This is a genomic window from Pseudomonas sp. RSB 5.4, from assembly GCF_037126175.1.
GTDB classification, from domain to species: Bacteria; Pseudomonadota; Gammaproteobacteria; order Pseudomonadales; family Pseudomonadaceae; genus Aquipseudomonas; species Aquipseudomonas fluorescens_H.
On sequence record NZ_CP146986.1, the window covers coordinates 266,994 to 283,085 of the forward strand.

A 16,092-nucleotide genomic window follows, 5' to 3' on the forward strand; every position below is an offset into this window, starting at 1 on the left:
CAGTGCAGTTCTCTCTTCAACGTCAGCAAAGTCATCAGGCTACCTCACACAGGGCCGTCGGATCGATGGAAAGCGCCAGACGCTGACCGTCGGGATGCAGATCCGCCGCCGAGCGGTTGAGCACGTCCACCACCAGTTCCACGCCGCGCGCTTCGACGCGGTAGCGGATCACGTTGCCGAGCAGGCTGTGGCTGCGGATCTGCGCATCGAGCTCGCCATTGAGGCTCAGCTCGATGGCTTCCGGGCGAATTGCGATACGGTGGTTGATCGGCCGTTGCAACAGCTTCGAGGCACTGTCGGCGTCGAGCAGGTTGTAGTTGCCGATGAAGCCCGCAGCGAACAGATCCACCGGCGCGGTGTAGAGGGTTTCGGCATCGCCGCTCTGCACGATCTTCCCTTGGTTCATCAGGAAAATCCGGTCGGACATGGTCAGCGCTTCTTCCTGGTCGTGGGTGACGAAAATCGTCGTCAGGCCGAGTTCGCGCTGGATCTGCCGGATCTGCTCGCGCAGGTGTTTGCGAATTCGTGCATCCAGCGCCGACAACGGTTCATCCAGCAGCAACAGGCGTGGGCGAGTGACCAGCGAGCGGGCGAGGGCAACGCGCTGGCACTGACCGCCGGAAAGCTGATGCGGATAACGATTGGCGAAGTCGTTGAGCTCGACCAGTTTCAACACCTCGGCGACACGTTTGTGGCTGTCGTCGGCATTGACCTTTTGCATGCGCAGGCCGAAGGCGACGTTCTGTTCGACGGTCATGTTGGGGAACAGCGCGTAGCTCTGGAACACCATGCCGATCCCGCGTTTTTGCGGACTCAGCGGCACAATATCGACGCCATCGAGCAGGATCTTGCCGCCATCCACCGGCGTCAGGCCGGCAATGCAGCGCAGCAGCGTGGACTTGCCGCAACCCGATGGGCCGAGCAGGGTGACGAATTCGCCCTTGTTGATTTCGCAGTTGATGTCGCTGAACACGGTCGTGCCGGCGTAGTTTTTCTGCAGGTGTTGGACGCTGACATAGCTCATTCGCTTTTGTCCTTGTTCAAGATGTTGGCGATCCAGGTCAGGACCAGCACGAAAAAGAAGTACGAGATCACCAGTGCACTGGTGAAGTGGCCGCTGCTGTTGCGCATGTTGTTCAGATACACCTGCAGGGTTTCGTAGCGTGTGCCGACGAGGATGTTGGCGAACACGAACTCACCGAACAGGAACGAGAACGACAGCAGCAACGCGACCATCAGGCCCTTGCGCAGGTTCGGCAGCACCACCAGGAACGCCGCCTGAAAGGTGCTGGCGCCGAGCAGTTGCGCGGCGTCCATCAGGTCGCGCAGGTTGATCGCCTGCAGATTGTTGGTGATCGCCCGGTACATGAACGGCAGCGCCACGGTGAAGTAGCAACCGATCAGGATCCACGGCGTACCGACCATCGCCAGCGGCCCGGAACCATAGAGTTGCAACAGCCCGACCGACGACACCACTGGTGGCACCGCGAAGGGCAACAGGATCAGGATGTTCATCAGCGCATCGAGTTTCGGGAAGTGGTAATGCACCACGAACAGCAGGGGCAGGATGAGCACCACCGACAGCACCAGCGCACCGACGCACACCAGCAGCGACTGGCCGAAGGCATGCAGGAAGCGCGGATCGCTCCACAACTGGATGTACCACTTGAAGGTGAAGCCGCTGGGCAGGATGGTCGCCGACCAACTGCTGGCGATCGAGTAGATCAGCGTACCCACCAACGGCAGCAGCAGGATCGCGAACAGCAGATACACCACGACGCGGTGGTAGACGCCGGCCGGGCCGGATTCAGCGCGAGACATGGTAGCTCCTCTTCAGCAGCAGTTGATGCACGACGGTGACGATAGTCATCAACGCCACCAGCACCACGGCCAGGGCACTGGCGAGATTCGGGTCGAGGGAAATGTCCCCGGAAACCATCGCCGCGATGCGGATCGGCAGTACGTTGAAGTTGCCGGTGGTCAAGGCGTACACCGTGGCGTAGGCGCCGAGGGCGTTGGCCAGCAGGATCACGAAAGTACCGAGCAGCGCCGGGGTCAGCACCGGCAGACCGATGTGCCGCCAGAATTGCCAGCCGTTGGCCCCAAGCAACGCGGCGGATTCGCGCCAGTCTTCACGCAAGGCGTCGAAGGCCGGGTAGAGCAGCAGCACGCCGAGGGGAATCTGGAAGTAGGTGTAGAGGATGATCAGACCGGTTTTCGAGTACAGGTTGAAGTCCTGAATGATCCCGGCCTGCTTGAGCATGATGGTGATGCTGCCGTTGAAACCGAGCAGGATGATGAACGCGAAAGCCAGCGGCACACCGGCGAAGTTGCTGGTCATGTTGGCGAAGGCATTCACGAAGTTGCGCAGTTTTGAGTCGACCCGGCGCAATGAATACGCACCGAGCACGGCGATGATGATGCCGAACACGCTCGACCAGAAACTGATCTCGAGGCTGTACTGGATCGCCTGCAAATAGAACTTCGAGCTGAAGATCTTGCTGAAGTTGGCGAAGCCCCAGCCGAACTCTTCCGATTGCAGGCTGTTGATCATCACCCAGACCAGCGGGGCGATTTCGAACACGATAAAGAACAGCGCGAACGGCACCAGACACAGGGCCGCGAGCCATTTTCCGCGAGTCATGACATTCACTTGAGCAGCTCCCGGCACACAGGTTTGTCATGGGGCACGCCGAGCAATTCGCAGACCGTGCCGCAGATGTCGGTCTGCTTCGGCGCGGCATCAGCATTGAGGCTGAAGGCGTCACCGAGGACGAACAGCGGTACCTGGCGCTCTTCCGGTAGCAAGCCGTTGTGCGAGCGATCGTTGTTCATGCCGTGATCCGCGGTCACCAGCACCTGATAGCCAGCGTCGAGCCAGACTTGCAGGTAGTCGGCGAGGATGATGTCCGCCGCGCGCGCGCTGTTGCGGTATTGCGCGGAATCGAGGCCGTGCTTGTGGCCGGCGTCGTCGATGTTCATCGGGTGGATCAGCAGGAAATTCGGCGCATGACGCAGGCGCAGGTTTTCCGCGTCGGCGAACAGGTGCGAATCCGGGTAGTGGTCACTCCAGTAGAAGTGCCCGTGCTGGATCGGCAGCGACAGATTGTCGGTATGACGGTCGCGGGCCGCCACGAACGGCGAGCGGTTGTACAGCTCGCTGACCCAGTGATAGGCCGCCGCAGCGGTTTTCAGACCTGCGTCGCGGGCGTAGTGATAGATGCTGCGCTGATTGGACAGCCGAGCAACGTTGTTGTGGACGATGCCGCTGTCGATCGGCGGCACACCGGTGAGGATGCATTCGTAAAGCGGTCGGGACAGGGCCGGCAACTCGCACTCCAACTGATAGAGCGCAGCGCGTCCTGCGCCAACGTAAGCCTGCAGATGCCCCATGGCGTGACGCGCGACCTCGTAGTTGAGACCGTCGAGCACGACAAGGATGACGTTGTGCTTCATAGGGGCAAAAACTCCGCGAAATTCAAATAGCTCGAAATCAATTCGATCCCCCTGTGGGAGCGGGCTTGCTCGCGAAAGCGTCGTGTCAGTCAACATCATCGTTGAATGACTCACCGCCTTCGCGAGCAAGCACGCTCCCACATTTGGATCTCCAATGGATCCAGCAGTGGGGATTTACAGGATTACTTCATCTCTACGATGACTTCTTCGTTCCACTTCTGCGGCAAGGCCTTGGAGGTCTTTTCCCAGGCGTCGGCGTCCTTGATCGGCGTGACCTTCTTGTACTGCTCGTTCGGCAGCAGCTTGGCTTTCACGTCTTCCGGCAGTTGCAGGTGATCGGCACGGATCGGACGGGCGTTGCCGCGCGCCAGGTTGGTCTGGCCGGCGTCGCTGAAGATGTATTCGCGGGTCAGCTTGGCGGCGTTCGGGTTTTTCGCGTATTTGTTGATGATGGTGGTGTAGCCGGAAATCACCGAACCGTCGGACGGGATCAGCACCACGTAGTCATCCGGGTTGGCCATCTTGGCCTTGTAGCTCAGGCCGTTGAAGTCCCAGACCACGCCGACTTCGATCTCGCCTTTTTCCATGGTGGCGATGGTTGGGTTGGCCATCGACAGGCGACCTTGCTTGGCGATGTCTGCAAACAGCAGCAGGGCCGGCTGGATGTTCTTCTCGTCGCCACCATTGGCCAGGGCAGCGGCCAGTACGCCGTTGGCGGCTTGCGCAGCGGTGCTTACGTCACCAATGGAAACCTTGTATTTGCCGCCCTTGAGGTCAGCCCATTTGGTTGGCACTTCGGAGCCGTGCAGCAGCTTTTTGTTGACGATGAAGGCGATGGTGCCGGTGTAGGCCAGTGCCCAGTTGCCGTCCTTGTCCTTGGCCCAGTCCGGGACTTGATCCCAAGTGCTTGGCTTGTACGGTTGCACCACGCCTTGCTTGACCGCGATCGGGCCGAAGGCGGCACCGACGTCGCCGATGTCGGCGGTGGCATTGTCTTTCTCGGCGGCGAACTTGGCGATTTCCTGGGCCGAGCTCATGTCGGTGTCGATGTGTTTCAGGCCATAGGTCTTGGCCAGATCTTCCCAGGTGCCTTTCCAGTTGGCCCAGTCATCGGGCATGCCGACGCTGTTGACGGCACCTTCCGCTTTCGCAGCGGCTTCGAGGGTTTTCAGGTCGGTACCTGCCGCCATGGCGGAGGTGCACATTGCAATGGTCGAGCCTAACAGTGTTGCCAGGAAAAGCTGTTTCATTCCGAAGCTCCTTGGTCGTGTTCAACGCTGCGATTGCGGTTTGTGTTGGTCTAGGTCAGCAATACCTGAGCCAATTTAAGGGGGCTGGATGACACTTTGATGTCGGCGGTCGCCCGGCAGGCCTTTTATTTGCCCGGTTTCGGCGCTTGCCCGCTAAGCGTAGACCAAGGTCAAAGCCCCGGCGGACAAGGGACTTGGCCGATGTATTGCAAGTCATGAGGGCGACCGTCGGGCAGGTTTGTCATCTCTCGGTCATCTGCACTGCCTAGGCTTGCAACACATGGAAACGGCTTGCAGGCCGTACGGTTTTTGCCCCGAAACAGTGCTGGTCTAGTCCAGATAGGTAACGTTGATGCGCGATGAGGCAACAAAAGCGGTGACAGCGATTGGTCAGGTGTTGCAGGAGCAACTTGATCACGGCCTGCTCGCGCCCGGGAGCAAGTTGCCGGCCGAGCGCAAGCTCAGTGAGTTGTTCGGCACCACGCGCATTACGGTGCGTGAGGCGTTGTTGCAGCTGGAGGCGCAGGGGCAGATTTATCGCGAGGAGCGCCGTGGCTGGTTCGTTTCGCCACCACGTCTGGCGTACAACCTGATGCAGCGCAGTCATTTTCACGCGATGGTCAGTGCGCAGGGGCGGGTGCCGTCGACCGAGGTGATTTCGGCGCGCTTGCAGCCGGCGTCGGTGGCGGTGTGTGCGTTGTTGCAGTTACCTGCTTTGTCGAGCGTGATTCAGATTTGTCGGTCGCGCCGGATTGATGGGCGGCTGGTGTTGTATGTGGAGCATTATCTTAACCCGCAGTATTTTCCGGGGATTCTGGGGTTTGATTTGAATCAGTCGATGACCGAGTTGTATGCGCGGCATTACGATTTGCACTATGGGCGGGTGCGGTTCGAGATTGTGCCGACGTCGTTGTCGGTGGATGCGGCGGCGGCTTTGCGTGTTTCTGTGGGGAGTCCGGGGTTACGGATTGCTCGGGTCAATTATGATCAGCATGAGCGGTTGATTGATTGTGATCTGGAGTTTTGGCGGCATGATGCGATTCACGTTGGGGTTGATGTGATTTGATCGTTTTGGGTGAATATCCGTTGCTGCGGTAACGGCTGCTTAGGGTTTCGCCCTTACGGCGAGTCACTTTTCCAGACGCCGAAAAGTAACCAAAAGGCTTGGCCCCGGCGTACGGCCCTCGCTGTGGCTCGGGTACCTTCGTTGCGGGATTCATCCGGGGGCATCGCCTCCGGTTTGCTTCGCTGCACCTCCTCTCGATGTGTTTGGCTGCGCCAAACGTCGCTGCGCTCCCACCCCCGGATAAACCCCTCCACTCAGCCTGCCGATGGGGCCGGCACGGCAAGATCAAGAGCTGCAGCCGAGCTTGCGCTCATCCTGTTGAGTGGTGAAAAGCATGTGGTCGGCTTTTGCTTTTCTGTAGGAGCGAGCCTGCTCGCAAAGGCGTCCTGACAGCCGACCAATCCCCGACTGACCGCGCCCAATCTCACTGTGGGAGCGAGCCTGCTCGCGATGGCGGCCTGACAGCCGACCAATCCCCAACTGACCGCCCCCCATCCAACTGTAGGAGTGAGCCCGCTCGCGATGGCGTCCTGACAGCCGACCAATCCCTCGCTGAATGAACCCAATCCACCTGTGGGAGCGGGCTTGCTCGCGAAGTCGCCCGCACAATCACCCCATCTCTATCTGGCAGCCTCAGCATTCCCATACAAATAATCCGTCGCCAGTGACGCCATCGTCCTCACCCCAACCACCAGCGCCGACTCATCCACAAAGAATCCCGGATTGTGATTCGGCGCAGCTTTGTTCATGTCCTGATCCCGTGGCGTCACCCCGAGAAACACAAACAGCCCCGGCACTTCCTTGGCAAAGAACGAGAAGTCTTCCGCGCCGCCCACCAGCGGTGCATTGACCACGTCATTCTTGGCCGCCCACTTCAACGTCGGCAGCATTTTCTCCGTCAGTGCCGGGTTGTTAATCGTGGGGTCGTATTTTTCGATGATGGTGACGTCGGCTTTCGCGCCGCCGCTTTCGGCGATTTTTTCGATGGTCTGGCGAACGTCGCTGTGCAGTTTCTGGCGGATGCCGTAGTCGTAGGAGCGGATGGTGCCGCTCATGTCGACAGACTCAGGAATGATGTTGTAGCGGGTGCCGCCATTGATGGTGCCGATGCTGACCACCGATGGATAGGACGAGATGTCGGTGCGCCGGCTGACCACGGTTTGCAGGCCGACGATGGTTTGTGCGCCGACGGTGATCGGGTCGATGCCGTCCCACGGGCGGCCGGCGTGGGTTTGTTTGCCGAGGATTTTGATGCGCAGGTCGTCGGAGCTGGCCAGGGTCGGGCCGGGGCGGTAGGCGATCTGGCCGGCGGGGACGCCGGCCCAGACGTGCAGGCCGAACACGGCGTCGGGTTTGGGCGATTTCATCACGCCTTCCTCGACCATCATTTTCGCGCCCCAGGTGTTTTTGCCGTCGGGGATGAAGTCGCTCGGGCCTTCTTCGGCGGGCTGGAAGTAGAACACCACGGTGCCGGGCAGGGTGTCGCGCATGCCTGTGAGAATTTTCGCCGTGCTCAGCAGGATCGCGGTGTGGGCGTCGTGGCCGCAGGCGTGCATCACGTCGACTTCTTTGTCCAGATAAGTGCCTTTGGCTTTCGAGGCGAAGGGCAGGTCGGCCACTTCCTTGACCGGCAGCGCGTCCATGTCAGCGCGCAGGGCGACGGTCGGGCCGGGCAGGGCGCCCTTGAGGATCGCGACCACGCCGGTGCGGGCGACGTTGGTTTTGACTTCCAGGCCCATGGCCTTCAGTTGTCTGGCGACCAGTTCCGCAGTGCGTTTCTCGGTGTTGCCCAGTTCCGGGTGCGCGTGGATGTCGCGGCGGGTTTCCAGCAGTTCCGGTTCAAGTGCCTTTGCTTGTGCGGCGATCTGTTCGCGGGTGCTGTCTAGCGTGGCAGCACCGGCGTGGCCGGCAACCAGGCTGAGCAGAAGGGCTTGGGCAATGCGTGTCAGCTGCATCGGATTTCTCCATGGTTATTGTTTTTCTGGCTTCCCTGCCTGTGACAAAAAAACCGGTGGGTAAGTTTAGGGGCAACGGAGTATCGCGCGCGAAGTTTTCGAAAGTGTGCATGTTCATTAATTGGGGCGGGAATTTTCCTACTGCCTTATCGGCTTGGTCTGGCGTGACAGAAAAATAAAAAACAATAACTATATACCGCACACCGCAGCATTTATTTCAATAAATTTCTCCGCAGTCCAGGCGATGTGGTCGACAAGTTGTCGATTTCGTTTGCCAGGAAACGACGGCGCGAATAATCCAGGGAGGATATATAAATGCTGCGTAATGCGAAATGTTGATTTCGCCCCGCTTGATGAAATTCTGGATATGGAAAGTGCTTACAAGTCTTTTTCCGAAAGCCTTGCTGAAGTACTTGAAGTTGAACTTGCGAATGTCAGAAATGGAGGTGATTCAGTTCCACTCCCTCCGCTAGAGGCCTTAGCGCGAGAGATGCGCTTTAGAGATTCACTGATTGTCCGCAAATACACGGCTCTGTTGTCGACACAGGATGTCGCCATTCAGCGATTCGGTCATGCACAAGTTGAAAGGTTTTATAACAGCGGCCGCCTGCCACAGGTAAACCGGCGAGGCTCCGGCGCCACTGTGCGGCAAGCCTACAGTGCATTGTTTAACGCCAAGTTGCTGGTTGAAGGCATTGGCTTGTTAAACACTCAATCCGCAAGGGTCAGGGAGGTCATTACCGTCGTACAAGCGCAAGAGACTGCGCGAATTGCCCAGGAGCAGGCGCGGTTGGCGGCGGAACACGCCCAGCAGATTGCTCAGGAACAGGTCCGTGCAGCACAGGATCAAGCGCGCCGGATGGCGGAAGAATTAGCGCGTATTGCCGCCGCCGATGAAATCAAGCGAGTGGCAGAAGAGCAAGCCCGTTTGGCGGCGCAAGCCCGGGAGCAGAAGCTCGCCGAGGAACGGGCAGCGCTTGGGGCGGAAGCTGAAGCACACAGGCTCGCAGAGGAAAAGCGCCGACTGGAAGAAGTCGAACAGGCCAATCGCTCGCTTGAAGACCAGCGACCAAGTCTGGGTCATGGCATACCCCTGCGCCTTCAGGGCAATGTCGCCAACGCCCAGTTGGTCTTTGCGACATCCCGTGGCGCGGTGGCCATTGCTGACAACCTGATGGCGGGATTAGCTGCCGCCATTCGTTCGGCGGTTGGGGAGTTGGCTGGACTGGCTGCAGGAGCGGCGCCGGGCCTGATGGTGGGTGTGGGTGCGTTCATCTACTCACCGACACTGGGCAATGGTGAGTTGCCCGAGCGCTTCTTGCTTAGCCATCCGTTATCGGACCTGCTACCCGGGCCTCTGCCGGATCTGCACAGGCTGGCAAGCGAAAGGGCATTGCTGGATTTACCAGTACGTTTAAGTCCCCGGCCATTGACAGGCAATCGGGCGGAACTGCTGGTTGTTCCGGTAGGCGGCAAAAGACTCCCTTCCGGTGTGCGGGTGATTGCAGCGGGCTATAACCCCGCGGATAACACTTACGACACCACGCTTACTGATCTTCCGCCAACAACCGTGGTCTGGACGCCAATAGTTGCGCCGACCGACAGTTCAACGCAGTTGCCCGCCGAGGAGTCAGCTCCACCACGATACTTCGGCGGCAATCTCGTCCCGATTGAAGGGCGGATCGATAGCTATCCCGTCCCGGGCAACATTCACTTCGACGACTTCATTCTCGTCTTCCCGCCGGAGTCGGGGCTGCCACCGCAGTACGTCATGTTCCGGGATCGTCGGAATGACGCGGGAGTGGCCAGCGGCTATGGCGAGCCGGTTGTGGGTCGATGGCTGGAGGCGGCTGCGCAAGGTGAGGGGGCGGCGATTCCATCTGAGATCGCTGAGAAACTGAGAGGGAGGCAGTTCAAAAGCTTCAGGGCTTTTAGAGAGAGATTGTGGAAGGCTGTTTTCCACGAGGAAAGGTTAGCTGGGTTGTTTAATGCGGCGAGTTTAAGCGAAATGAAAAAAGGGAAAGCTCCGGTAGTAAGGGAGAGTGATTCTGTGGGAGCAAGAGTGAAGTACGAACTGCATCATAAGTTGGGGTTGGCAGAGGGTGGGGATTTATATAATTCTGACAATATAAGTATTGTCACCCCTAAGGCGCATATTGAAATTCATAAAGGGCTTTGATGTGAAATCGATACAGGAAATGAGTGAAGAAAGTTTTCTTGAGTTTGTCAGAAAAATCTATAAATCAGGGTTTCGTACAGAAAAACAGCAAATTTCTGCCATTCTTGAGTTTAAGCGGCTGGTTGAGCATCCTTCTGGCTCAGATTTGATCTACTACCCGGAAGAAGGTAAGGATGGGCCTGAGAAAGTTGTAGTCGAGGTGAAGAAGTGGCGCTCAGCTAACGGTAAACCTGGTTTCAAAGATCAATAGAAACTCCCCCCTATTGGCACTACCAGCCAATAGGGGCACGCTCAGGTTCAGTTTTCCTTCTTGTGCTCCGCGCCCGGCGTAATCACCTGCACACTCATCCGCGGCGTCGCCAGATCCAGTCCTGCCTCATCCAGATGGCGCTTGAGCGACAGGTTGAACGCTCGGGAAACTTCCCATTGTTTGATCGGCGCAGTCTTGAACCGCGCGCGCAGAATCGCGCTGCCGGACTCGAAGCTTTCCACGCCCTGGATCTCCAGCGGCGACCAGATATTGCGCCGCTGCAGCGGGTCAGTGCGCATTTTCTGGCCGACTTCGCGCATCAGTTTGATCGCGTCGTCGATTTCCATGTTGTACGGCACCGCCACGCGGAAGATCGCGTAGCCGAATTCCCGGGAGTAGTTCTTGATGCTTTTGATTTCGCTGAACGGAATGGTGTGGACGATGCCGTCGATATCGCGCAGGCGCACGGTGCGGATGGTCAGGCCTTCGACGGTGCCGAGGTGGCCGCCGACGTCGACGTAATCGTCGATGGCCAGCGAGTCTTCGATGATGATGAACAGGCCGGTGATCAGGTCCGCCACCAGCGACTGCGCGCCGAAACCGATGGCCAGACCGATCACACCGGCACCGGCCAGCAGTGGCGTGACGTTCATGCCCATGTTCGCCAGGGCGACGATCAGCGCAATGATGAAAATCGCCACGAACAGCACGTTGCGGATCAGCGGCATCATCGTTTGTGCGCGCGCATTGGCCAGGCCTTTGCGCGAGCGGGTCAGGGCGTGATGCACGGCGGTGTCGGCGAGGATCCAGATCAGCCAGGAGAAAATCAGTGTGCCGATCAGGCTGAACAGTTTGACGCTGACGTCATGCCCTTCGCCCTCGGCAAAGCCGATCAGCGACTTGCCCCACACGCGCAGGCCGAGTTCGATGAAGGTCAGCCACACCAGCAGGTGGGCGAGGGTATAGAAGAAGCTTTTCAGGCGCTCCGAATACAGCGCATGACGCTTCGGCCCGCGTTGCGGTTTGAGTGAATGACGGCGCACGAGGCCGTTGATCACCATGCACATCACCAGCAGCACTGTGCAGATCAGCGACTGACGCAGGGCGGTGCTGGTGTCGCCGGCGGAGACGAAAGTGGCGAACAGCGAGATCCCGACCAGCACCAGCGCCGGCACGTACCAGAAGGTGCCGAGGATATCGATGGTGTCGCTGAGGGCGCGGCGGGTCAGGCGGCGGGACAGGGGCTGGTTGCGGATCAGGTGCGCGATCGGCCGGCGGAAACGCAGGATGAACAGCCCGGTGAACAGCGCCGCGAGCACGTTGGTGATGGTCGCGGTGGTGTGTGCCAGGTGCACGCCGAGGCTCTCGACCAGGCGCGGGTCGTTCAGCGCCTCACCGAACGCGGCGAAGCTGCCGATCAGCCACAGTGGGCGGAAAGCCTGATGCCGCAGGATGTACAGCGCCCGGTGCCGGTGCGGGCCGTCGAGCAGCGAAAAGGCGATCACGCAAATCGCCGAGAAACAGGTACCGACCACCAGCGCATAAGCCAGCACCATCGCCAGGCTCTTGCCCAATGACGAGGGCAGCGCGTAGCTCATGTATACGGTGATGACCAATGCGATCAGCCACGGCCCGAGCTTGCGTAGGGCGAAGCGCAGCATGTCGAGGGCCTTGGGGTGTTGCGGCAGTTCTTCGGTCAGGCCAAAGCGCATGCGCACCCGGTGCCCGAGCCAGATCAGCGCAGCAGCGAGCAGGCTCCAGACCATCAGGATCACCGCGAAGCCGAAGATGATCGGCAGCCACTCGCTGGCGGGCAACATCAGGTTGTCGAGTTCGTCCTTGGCCAGATCGAATTCATTGGACCAGCGGGTGAGCGGGCTGTCGGCACCGGAGAACTGCTGTTCGAAACTGGCCAGGGTGCCGCCGATCAGGCCCAGCACACCTTCTTCCGGTGAGGCCTGGGCTTTCTTGGTGACGTCGCGCAGCTTTTTCAGATCGGTCAGCAACTGGGCGCGTTGCTTGTCGTTTTCCAGCGACTTGATGACTTCATCCAGCGACTGCCCTAGCGGCTCTTGCGCCTCGGGCTGCGTCTTGGTGGTGTTGAGCAGGCCCGGCAAACCGGCCGCATGGGCAGGGGCCAGCGGCAGCAGCGTCATCAGGCAGACAAGGAACAGGCAGGGCAGAGCAAACAGACGAGCGAACACTAGGCGGTCAACCTCGCAAAGGGGCGAATTGAGCGAGTGTACGAGGCGGCCAGAATCAATGCGAGCCGGGCGCGGATTTATTCGTTGAGTTTGGCGAGGATCTTGTAGACCACGGTCGCCAGGATCATCAGCATGCCGATCCACATGGCAAAGACGCCGGCGTTCTTGTCGCGGAAGTTGAAGCCGATCGCCAGCAGGATCATCCCGGACAGGATCGGAATGAGCATGGCGTGGAACGAAGACATCGAGATCATGGAGACTGCCTTGTCGAAATGAATGATGTAAGTCTAGGTCGCTTTCTGCTGCGAGGAGTGATGTGTATCAGAATTGAGTCAGTCCTACGATGAATCTTTGTTGTCTGCACGAGCGCTTTCGCGAGCAACAAGCCCGCTCCCACAGGTTGAAATGCATTCCAATGTGGGAGCGGGCTTGCTCGCGAAGCTTTTCAGCTTTTACGGCAATTCGCGACTGGCGTAGAACGCGCTCAGCACCTTGACCAGGTGCGCCAGATCGTGGCTGCCGCACAGTTCGCGGATCGAGTGCATGGCGAAGGTCGGCAGGCCGATATCCACGGTGCGCACGCCCAGGTGGCTGGCGGTGATCGGGCCGATGGTCGAGCCGCAGCCCATGTCACTGCGCACCACGAAGCTCTGCACCGGTACTTCTTCGGCCATGCACAGGTGGCGGAAGAACCCGGCGGTTTCGCTGTTGGTGGCGTAGCGCTGGTTGCTGTTGACCTTGATCACCGGGCCGGCGTTGAGTTTCGGGCCGTGGTTGGCGTCGTGCTTCTCGGCGTAGTTCGGGTGCACGCCGTGGGCATTGTCGGCCGAGACCAGCAGCGATTTCTGGATGGTGCGGACGAACTCGTCACCTTCGGGCAGCAGACGGCGCAGGGTCTGTTCAAGCATCGGGCCGTCGGCACCGCAGGCCGAGCAGGAGCCGACTTCTTCGTGGTCGTTGCACACCAGCACGCAGGTTTCTTCGGTGTTGGCGGTGAGCAGGGCTTGCAGGCCGGCGTAGCACGACAGCAGGTTGTCGAGGCGCGCACCGGCGATGAAGTCGCCGTGCAGGCCGATGATCGCAGCGCTTTGGGTGTCGTAGAAGCTCAGTTCGTAATCCAGCACCACGTCGGCGTTCAGGCCATGTTCGCGGGCCAGTTGATCGGTCAGTACGGCGCGGAAGTCGACGCGCTCATCACCGGCGAACTGCGCGAGAATCGGTGGCAGCTCGGTCTGCGCGTTGATTGCCCAACCCTGATTGGCTTCACGGTTGAGGTGAATCGCCAGGTTGGGAATGATCGCGATCGGTGCCTTGAAGTCGATCAGCTGGCTTTCGACCTTGCCGTCGCGACGGAAGGTGACGCGGCCGGCCAGCGACAGGTCGCGGTCGAACCACGGGGCCAGTAGCGCGCCGCCGTAGACTTCAACGCCCAGTTGCCAGAAACCCTGACGTTGCAGTTCCGGTTGTGGCTTGACCCGCAGGCAAGGGCTGTCGGTGTGGGCGCCGACCAGACGGATGCCGTCGTGCAGCGGCGAGTTGCGGCCCATTTTGATCGCGACAATCGAGGAGTCGTTGCGGGTGACGTAGTAGCGGCCGTTGGCCTCGGTGGTCCATTGCTCGCGCTCGTCGAGGCGCACGTAACCGGCGGCCTCCAGACGCTGAACGAGGCTGGCGGTGGCGTGGAACGGGGTAGGGGAGGCCTTGAGGAAGTCGATCAGGCCTTGGTTCAACTCTTCGCGCATAAGAAGCTCCAGACAGCAATGGGCGGGAGTTTAACGCATCGGCCAGGGAATTGAATCCGGACAGGATCGGGGTGGGAGCGGGCTTGCTCGCGAAAGCGGTGGGTCAGATGCAGATTTTTTGGATGACACACCGCTTTCGCGAGCAAGCCCGCTCTCACAGGGAGTGATGTGGATCAGCGGGCGGCTACGCGTTTTTTCAAATAGTTCATGATGACTTTTTCATCTTCCGGTTTATCCGGACGCGGCAGCTGTTGTGGCCAGCGGTTCTGGCTCAGCAGCTTTTTCTGCTGGCTCTCGTCCCAACGCAGAATTTCCCGCGAGGCGCATTCCCACCATTCGTGTCGGCAAGCGCTGTAGTACGGATCTTCCGGCGCGGCGCTGCCGTACAGCAGATCACGACCGACCTTGCGCAGGGCACCTTTCTGGTGGCGCAGCTTCCATTTGATTTTCAATCGGCGCCAGGCCGAGGGGAACGGTTTGACCCGTGGCACATCGCTGCACAGATCCACCAGGCGCTGACTGAACTGCTCGCCGTGCTGGGAGAAGAAGTACGTCTGCATCGCATGGAAGAAACGCTTTTCCGCGAAGTAGTGGTAGACGTGTTTGCGCGCCTCCACCACCTGACGCTTGCGCATGGCATACGACAGGGCGATCTGTTCGATGGTGTGAATTTCGAAGCCGCCGATTGTCCATTCATCGATCAGGCGGATCGATTCCTCGAACAGAGCAGAATCACTGTCGGTCACGCCGCACAAACCGCTGTTGTAGAGCTTGAAACCGTTATCCGGCGTCACACCGTGCATGCGCAGATCGCGTCCGAGTTTCTGATAGTCGCTGCGCTGGTGCACATCTTTCCAGTTGTACTCGAAGCGATCCATCACCGAGCGGTTCGGCTCGATGAATTTGAACAGTTGGCTCGGGTGACGGGTGAACAGGGTGTCGGTGTCGACGAACAGGGTCTTTTCCGCCCACTGCATACCGGCGGCGATGGCGCAGGCCTTGCGTCGGTGGTGATAGCCATGAGTGCCTTGCCAGCGGGTCTGGGTCGCTTCGTCCAGCAACACCGTGTCGACCGGCCAGCCGGCGTAGTCCTCGGGGCGATCGGTGAGAATCCTGATGGCCGGGCGGTCGCCGTTTTTGGCTTGGGACAGCGCGGTCAGGATGCTGAGCTTGGCTTCGCGCCGGTATACATCCTGATTGCCGTAAACCAGGTAAAGCAGTTGATGGCGAACTTTCTTGGGGGGGGTCGCCATGGAATCAATACAACTCATCCGAAACTAAATCCTTGTCTTAACTACAGTATTGCCGCTCAGGCAGTACTTAAAACGGTGCGGGGCATTCGAAACGCAGACGCTCGCCGGTTTGCGGGTGGGTGAAGCTCAGCATGCTCGCGTGCAGACACAGGCGAGGCCACGCCGCCAGGGCCTGTTCGTGGGCGTAGAGGCCGTCGCCCAGCAGCGGGTGACCGATGGACAGCATGTGTACGCGCAACTGGTGCGAGCGACCGGTAATCGGCGTCAGTTCCACGCGGCACCAATCGCCACAACGTTCCAGCACGCGCCAGAAGGTCAGTGCGTGTTTGCCGAATTCGTGGTCGACCACGTGTCGCGGTTTGGTCGGCGGGTCGTAGCGCAGCGGCAGATCGATGCTGCCGCTGTCCAGTTCCGGCTGACCCCAGGCGAGGGCGGTGTAGGCCTTTTCGGTTTCACGATCGTGAAACTGGCGTGACAGTTCGCGATGGGTATCGGGGTCTCGGGCCAGCAGGATGATGCCGGAGGTTTCCCAGTCCAGGCGATGGACGATGCGCGCTTCCGGGTAGCCGTTTTCCTGCAAGCGAGTGATCAGGCAATCCTTGTTGTCGTCGGCGCGACCGGGCACCGAGAGCAGTAAGGTTGGTTTGTCGACCACCAGTACGGCGGCGTCCTGATGAATGATGCGGATGTTGGACAGCGGCATTAAAACAGCCTCGTAACAAATGCCAACGGCGACT

14 protein-coding genes are annotated in these 16,092 nt (G+C 59.6%); 3 read left to right on the plus strand and 11 right to left on the minus strand.

The window, feature by feature from the left end; all coding sequences use genetic code 11:
• Nucleotides 1-34 precede the first annotated feature (34 nt).
• The 5 genes from V9L13_RS01200 to V9L13_RS01220 form a co-directional block, all read right to left on the minus strand.
• On the minus strand, nucleotides 35-1,024 hold the full coding sequence (locus V9L13_RS01200; protein WP_338801224.1) for an ABC transporter ATP-binding protein: 990 nt from the start codon (nucleotides 1,022-1,024) through the stop codon (nucleotides 35-37).
• Nucleotides 1,021-1,821: an ABC transporter permease gene (locus tag V9L13_RS01205; RefSeq protein WP_003223125.1), complete on the minus strand. Its 801-nt coding sequence runs from the start codon at nucleotides 1,819-1,821 to the stop codon at nucleotides 1,021-1,023. Before V9L13_RS01205 ends, V9L13_RS01200 begins: the two co-directional genes overlap by 4 nt.
• Nucleotides 1,808-2,644, minus strand: a complete 837-nt coding sequence (locus tag V9L13_RS01210; RefSeq protein ID WP_163005303.1) for an ABC transporter permease subunit — start codon at nucleotides 2,642-2,644, stop codon at nucleotides 1,808-1,810. Before V9L13_RS01210 ends, V9L13_RS01205 begins: the two co-directional genes overlap by 14 nt.
• Nucleotides 2,645-2,649: 5 nt before the next feature.
• A complete protein-coding gene (locus V9L13_RS01215; protein ID WP_338801225.1) occupies nucleotides 2,650-3,456 on the minus strand; it encodes an alkaline phosphatase family protein in 807 nt (268 codons plus the stop codon).
• 182 nt (nucleotides 3,457-3,638) lie between these two features.
• Nucleotides 3,639-4,706 (minus strand): ABC transporter substrate-binding protein, encoded by a 1,068-nt coding sequence (locus V9L13_RS01220; RefSeq protein WP_003223128.1) that lies wholly within the window; start codon nucleotides 4,704-4,706, stop codon nucleotides 3,639-3,641.
• A gap of 352 nt (nucleotides 4,707-5,058) precedes the next feature.
• Between V9L13_RS01220 and V9L13_RS01225 the strand changes: the two genes are divergently transcribed.
• A complete protein-coding gene (locus V9L13_RS01225) occupies nucleotides 5,059-5,772 on the plus strand; it encodes a UTRA domain-containing protein (RefSeq protein ID WP_338801226.1) in 714 nt (237 codons plus the stop codon).
• Nucleotides 5,773-6,392: 620 nt separating this feature from the next.
• Here V9L13_RS01225 and V9L13_RS01230 read toward each other — a convergent pair.
• A complete protein-coding gene (locus V9L13_RS01230) occupies nucleotides 6,393-7,727 on the minus strand; it encodes an amidohydrolase (protein WP_338801227.1) in 1,335 nt (444 codons plus the stop codon).
• A 325-nt stretch (nucleotides 7,728-8,052) separates the two neighbouring features.
• On the opposite strand from V9L13_RS01230, the gene V9L13_RS01235 reads away from it, so the two are divergent.
• Nucleotides 8,053-9,906: an S-type pyocin domain-containing protein gene (locus V9L13_RS01235; RefSeq protein ID WP_338801228.1), complete on the plus strand. Its 1,854-nt coding sequence runs from the start codon at nucleotides 8,053-8,055 to the stop codon at nucleotides 9,904-9,906.
• Nucleotides 9,907-9,925: 19 nt separating this feature from the next.
• Nucleotides 9,926-10,156 (plus strand): bacteriocin immunity protein, encoded by a 231-nt coding sequence (locus V9L13_RS01240; RefSeq protein WP_338801229.1) that lies wholly within the window; start codon nucleotides 9,926-9,928, stop codon nucleotides 10,154-10,156.
• A gap of 47 nt (nucleotides 10,157-10,203) precedes the next feature.
• Here the strand turns inward: V9L13_RS01240 and V9L13_RS01245 are convergent, their stop codons facing one another.
• From V9L13_RS01245 to V9L13_RS01265, 5 genes are all read right to left on the minus strand, one after another.
• Nucleotides 10,204-12,360 (minus strand): mechanosensitive ion channel family protein, encoded by a 2,157-nt coding sequence (locus V9L13_RS01245; protein WP_338801230.1) that lies wholly within the window; start codon nucleotides 12,358-12,360, stop codon nucleotides 10,204-10,206.
• A 77-nt stretch (nucleotides 12,361-12,437) separates the two neighbouring features.
• Entirely contained in the window at nucleotides 12,438-12,614 is a 177-nt protein-coding gene (locus tag V9L13_RS01250) for a hypothetical protein (protein WP_016773747.1), read from the minus strand.
• Between the two features lie 198 nt (nucleotides 12,615-12,812).
• The gene (locus V9L13_RS01255) at nucleotides 12,813-14,102 is read right to left on the minus strand and encodes a M18 family aminopeptidase (RefSeq protein ID WP_338801231.1); all 1,290 of its coding nucleotides are present in this window, start codon (nucleotides 14,100-14,102) and stop codon (nucleotides 12,813-12,815) included.
• A gap of 173 nt (nucleotides 14,103-14,275) precedes the next feature.
• Nucleotides 14,276-15,373 (minus strand): hypothetical protein, encoded by a 1,098-nt coding sequence (locus V9L13_RS01260; protein WP_338801232.1) that lies wholly within the window; start codon nucleotides 15,371-15,373, stop codon nucleotides 14,276-14,278.
• Nucleotides 15,374-15,422: 49 nt separating this feature from the next.
• Nucleotides 15,423-16,058 carry an RluA family pseudouridine synthase gene (locus V9L13_RS01265; RefSeq protein ID WP_003223144.1) on the minus strand — a complete coding sequence of 212 codons (636 nt, stop codon included), beginning with the start codon at nucleotides 16,056-16,058 and terminating at the stop codon, nucleotides 15,423-15,425.
• Between the last annotated feature and the right edge of the window lie 34 nt (nucleotides 16,059-16,092).

Coding starts and splice junctions, on each gene's coding strand:
- V9L13_RS01260 (WP_338801232.1), bottom strand. CDS start 15,373: ATGAGTTGTATTGATTCCATGGCGACCCCCCCCAAGAAAGTTCGCCAT.
- V9L13_RS01255 (WP_338801231.1), bottom strand. CDS start 14,102: ATGCGCGAAGAGTTGAACCAAGGCCTGATCGACTTCCTCAAGGCCTCC.
- V9L13_RS01235 (WP_338801228.1), top strand. CDS start 8,053: ATGCGAAATGTTGATTTCGCCCCGCTTGATGAAATTCTGGATATGGAA.
- V9L13_RS01250 (WP_016773747.1), bottom strand. CDS start 12,614: ATGATCTCGATGTCTTCGTTCCACGCCATGCTCATTCCGATCCTGTCC.
- V9L13_RS01240 (WP_338801229.1), top strand. CDS start 9,926: ATGAGTGAAGAAAGTTTTCTTGAGTTTGTCAGAAAAATCTATAAATCA.
- V9L13_RS01205 (WP_003223125.1), bottom strand. CDS start 1,821: ATGTCTCGCGCTGAATCCGGCCCGGCCGGCGTCTACCACCGCGTCGTG.
- V9L13_RS01265 (WP_003223144.1), bottom strand. CDS start 16,058: ATGCCGCTGTCCAACATCCGCATCATTCATCAGGACGCCGCCGTACTG.
- V9L13_RS01230 (WP_338801227.1), bottom strand. CDS start 7,727: ATGCAGCTGACACGCATTGCCCAAGCCCTTCTGCTCAGCCTGGTTGCC.
- V9L13_RS01200 (WP_338801224.1), bottom strand. CDS start 1,024: ATGAGCTATGTCAGCGTCCAACACCTGCAGAAAAACTACGCCGGCACG.
- V9L13_RS01225 (WP_338801226.1), top strand. CDS start 5,059: ATGCGCGATGAGGCAACAAAAGCGGTGACAGCGATTGGTCAGGTGTTG.
- V9L13_RS01210 (WP_163005303.1), bottom strand. CDS start 2,644: ATGACTCGCGGAAAATGGCTCGCGGCCCTGTGTCTGGTGCCGTTCGCG.
- V9L13_RS01220 (WP_003223128.1), bottom strand. CDS start 4,706: ATGAAACAGCTTTTCCTGGCAACACTGTTAGGCTCGACCATTGCAATG.
- V9L13_RS01215 (WP_338801225.1), bottom strand. CDS start 3,456: ATGAAGCACAACGTCATCCTTGTCGTGCTCGACGGTCTCAACTACGAG.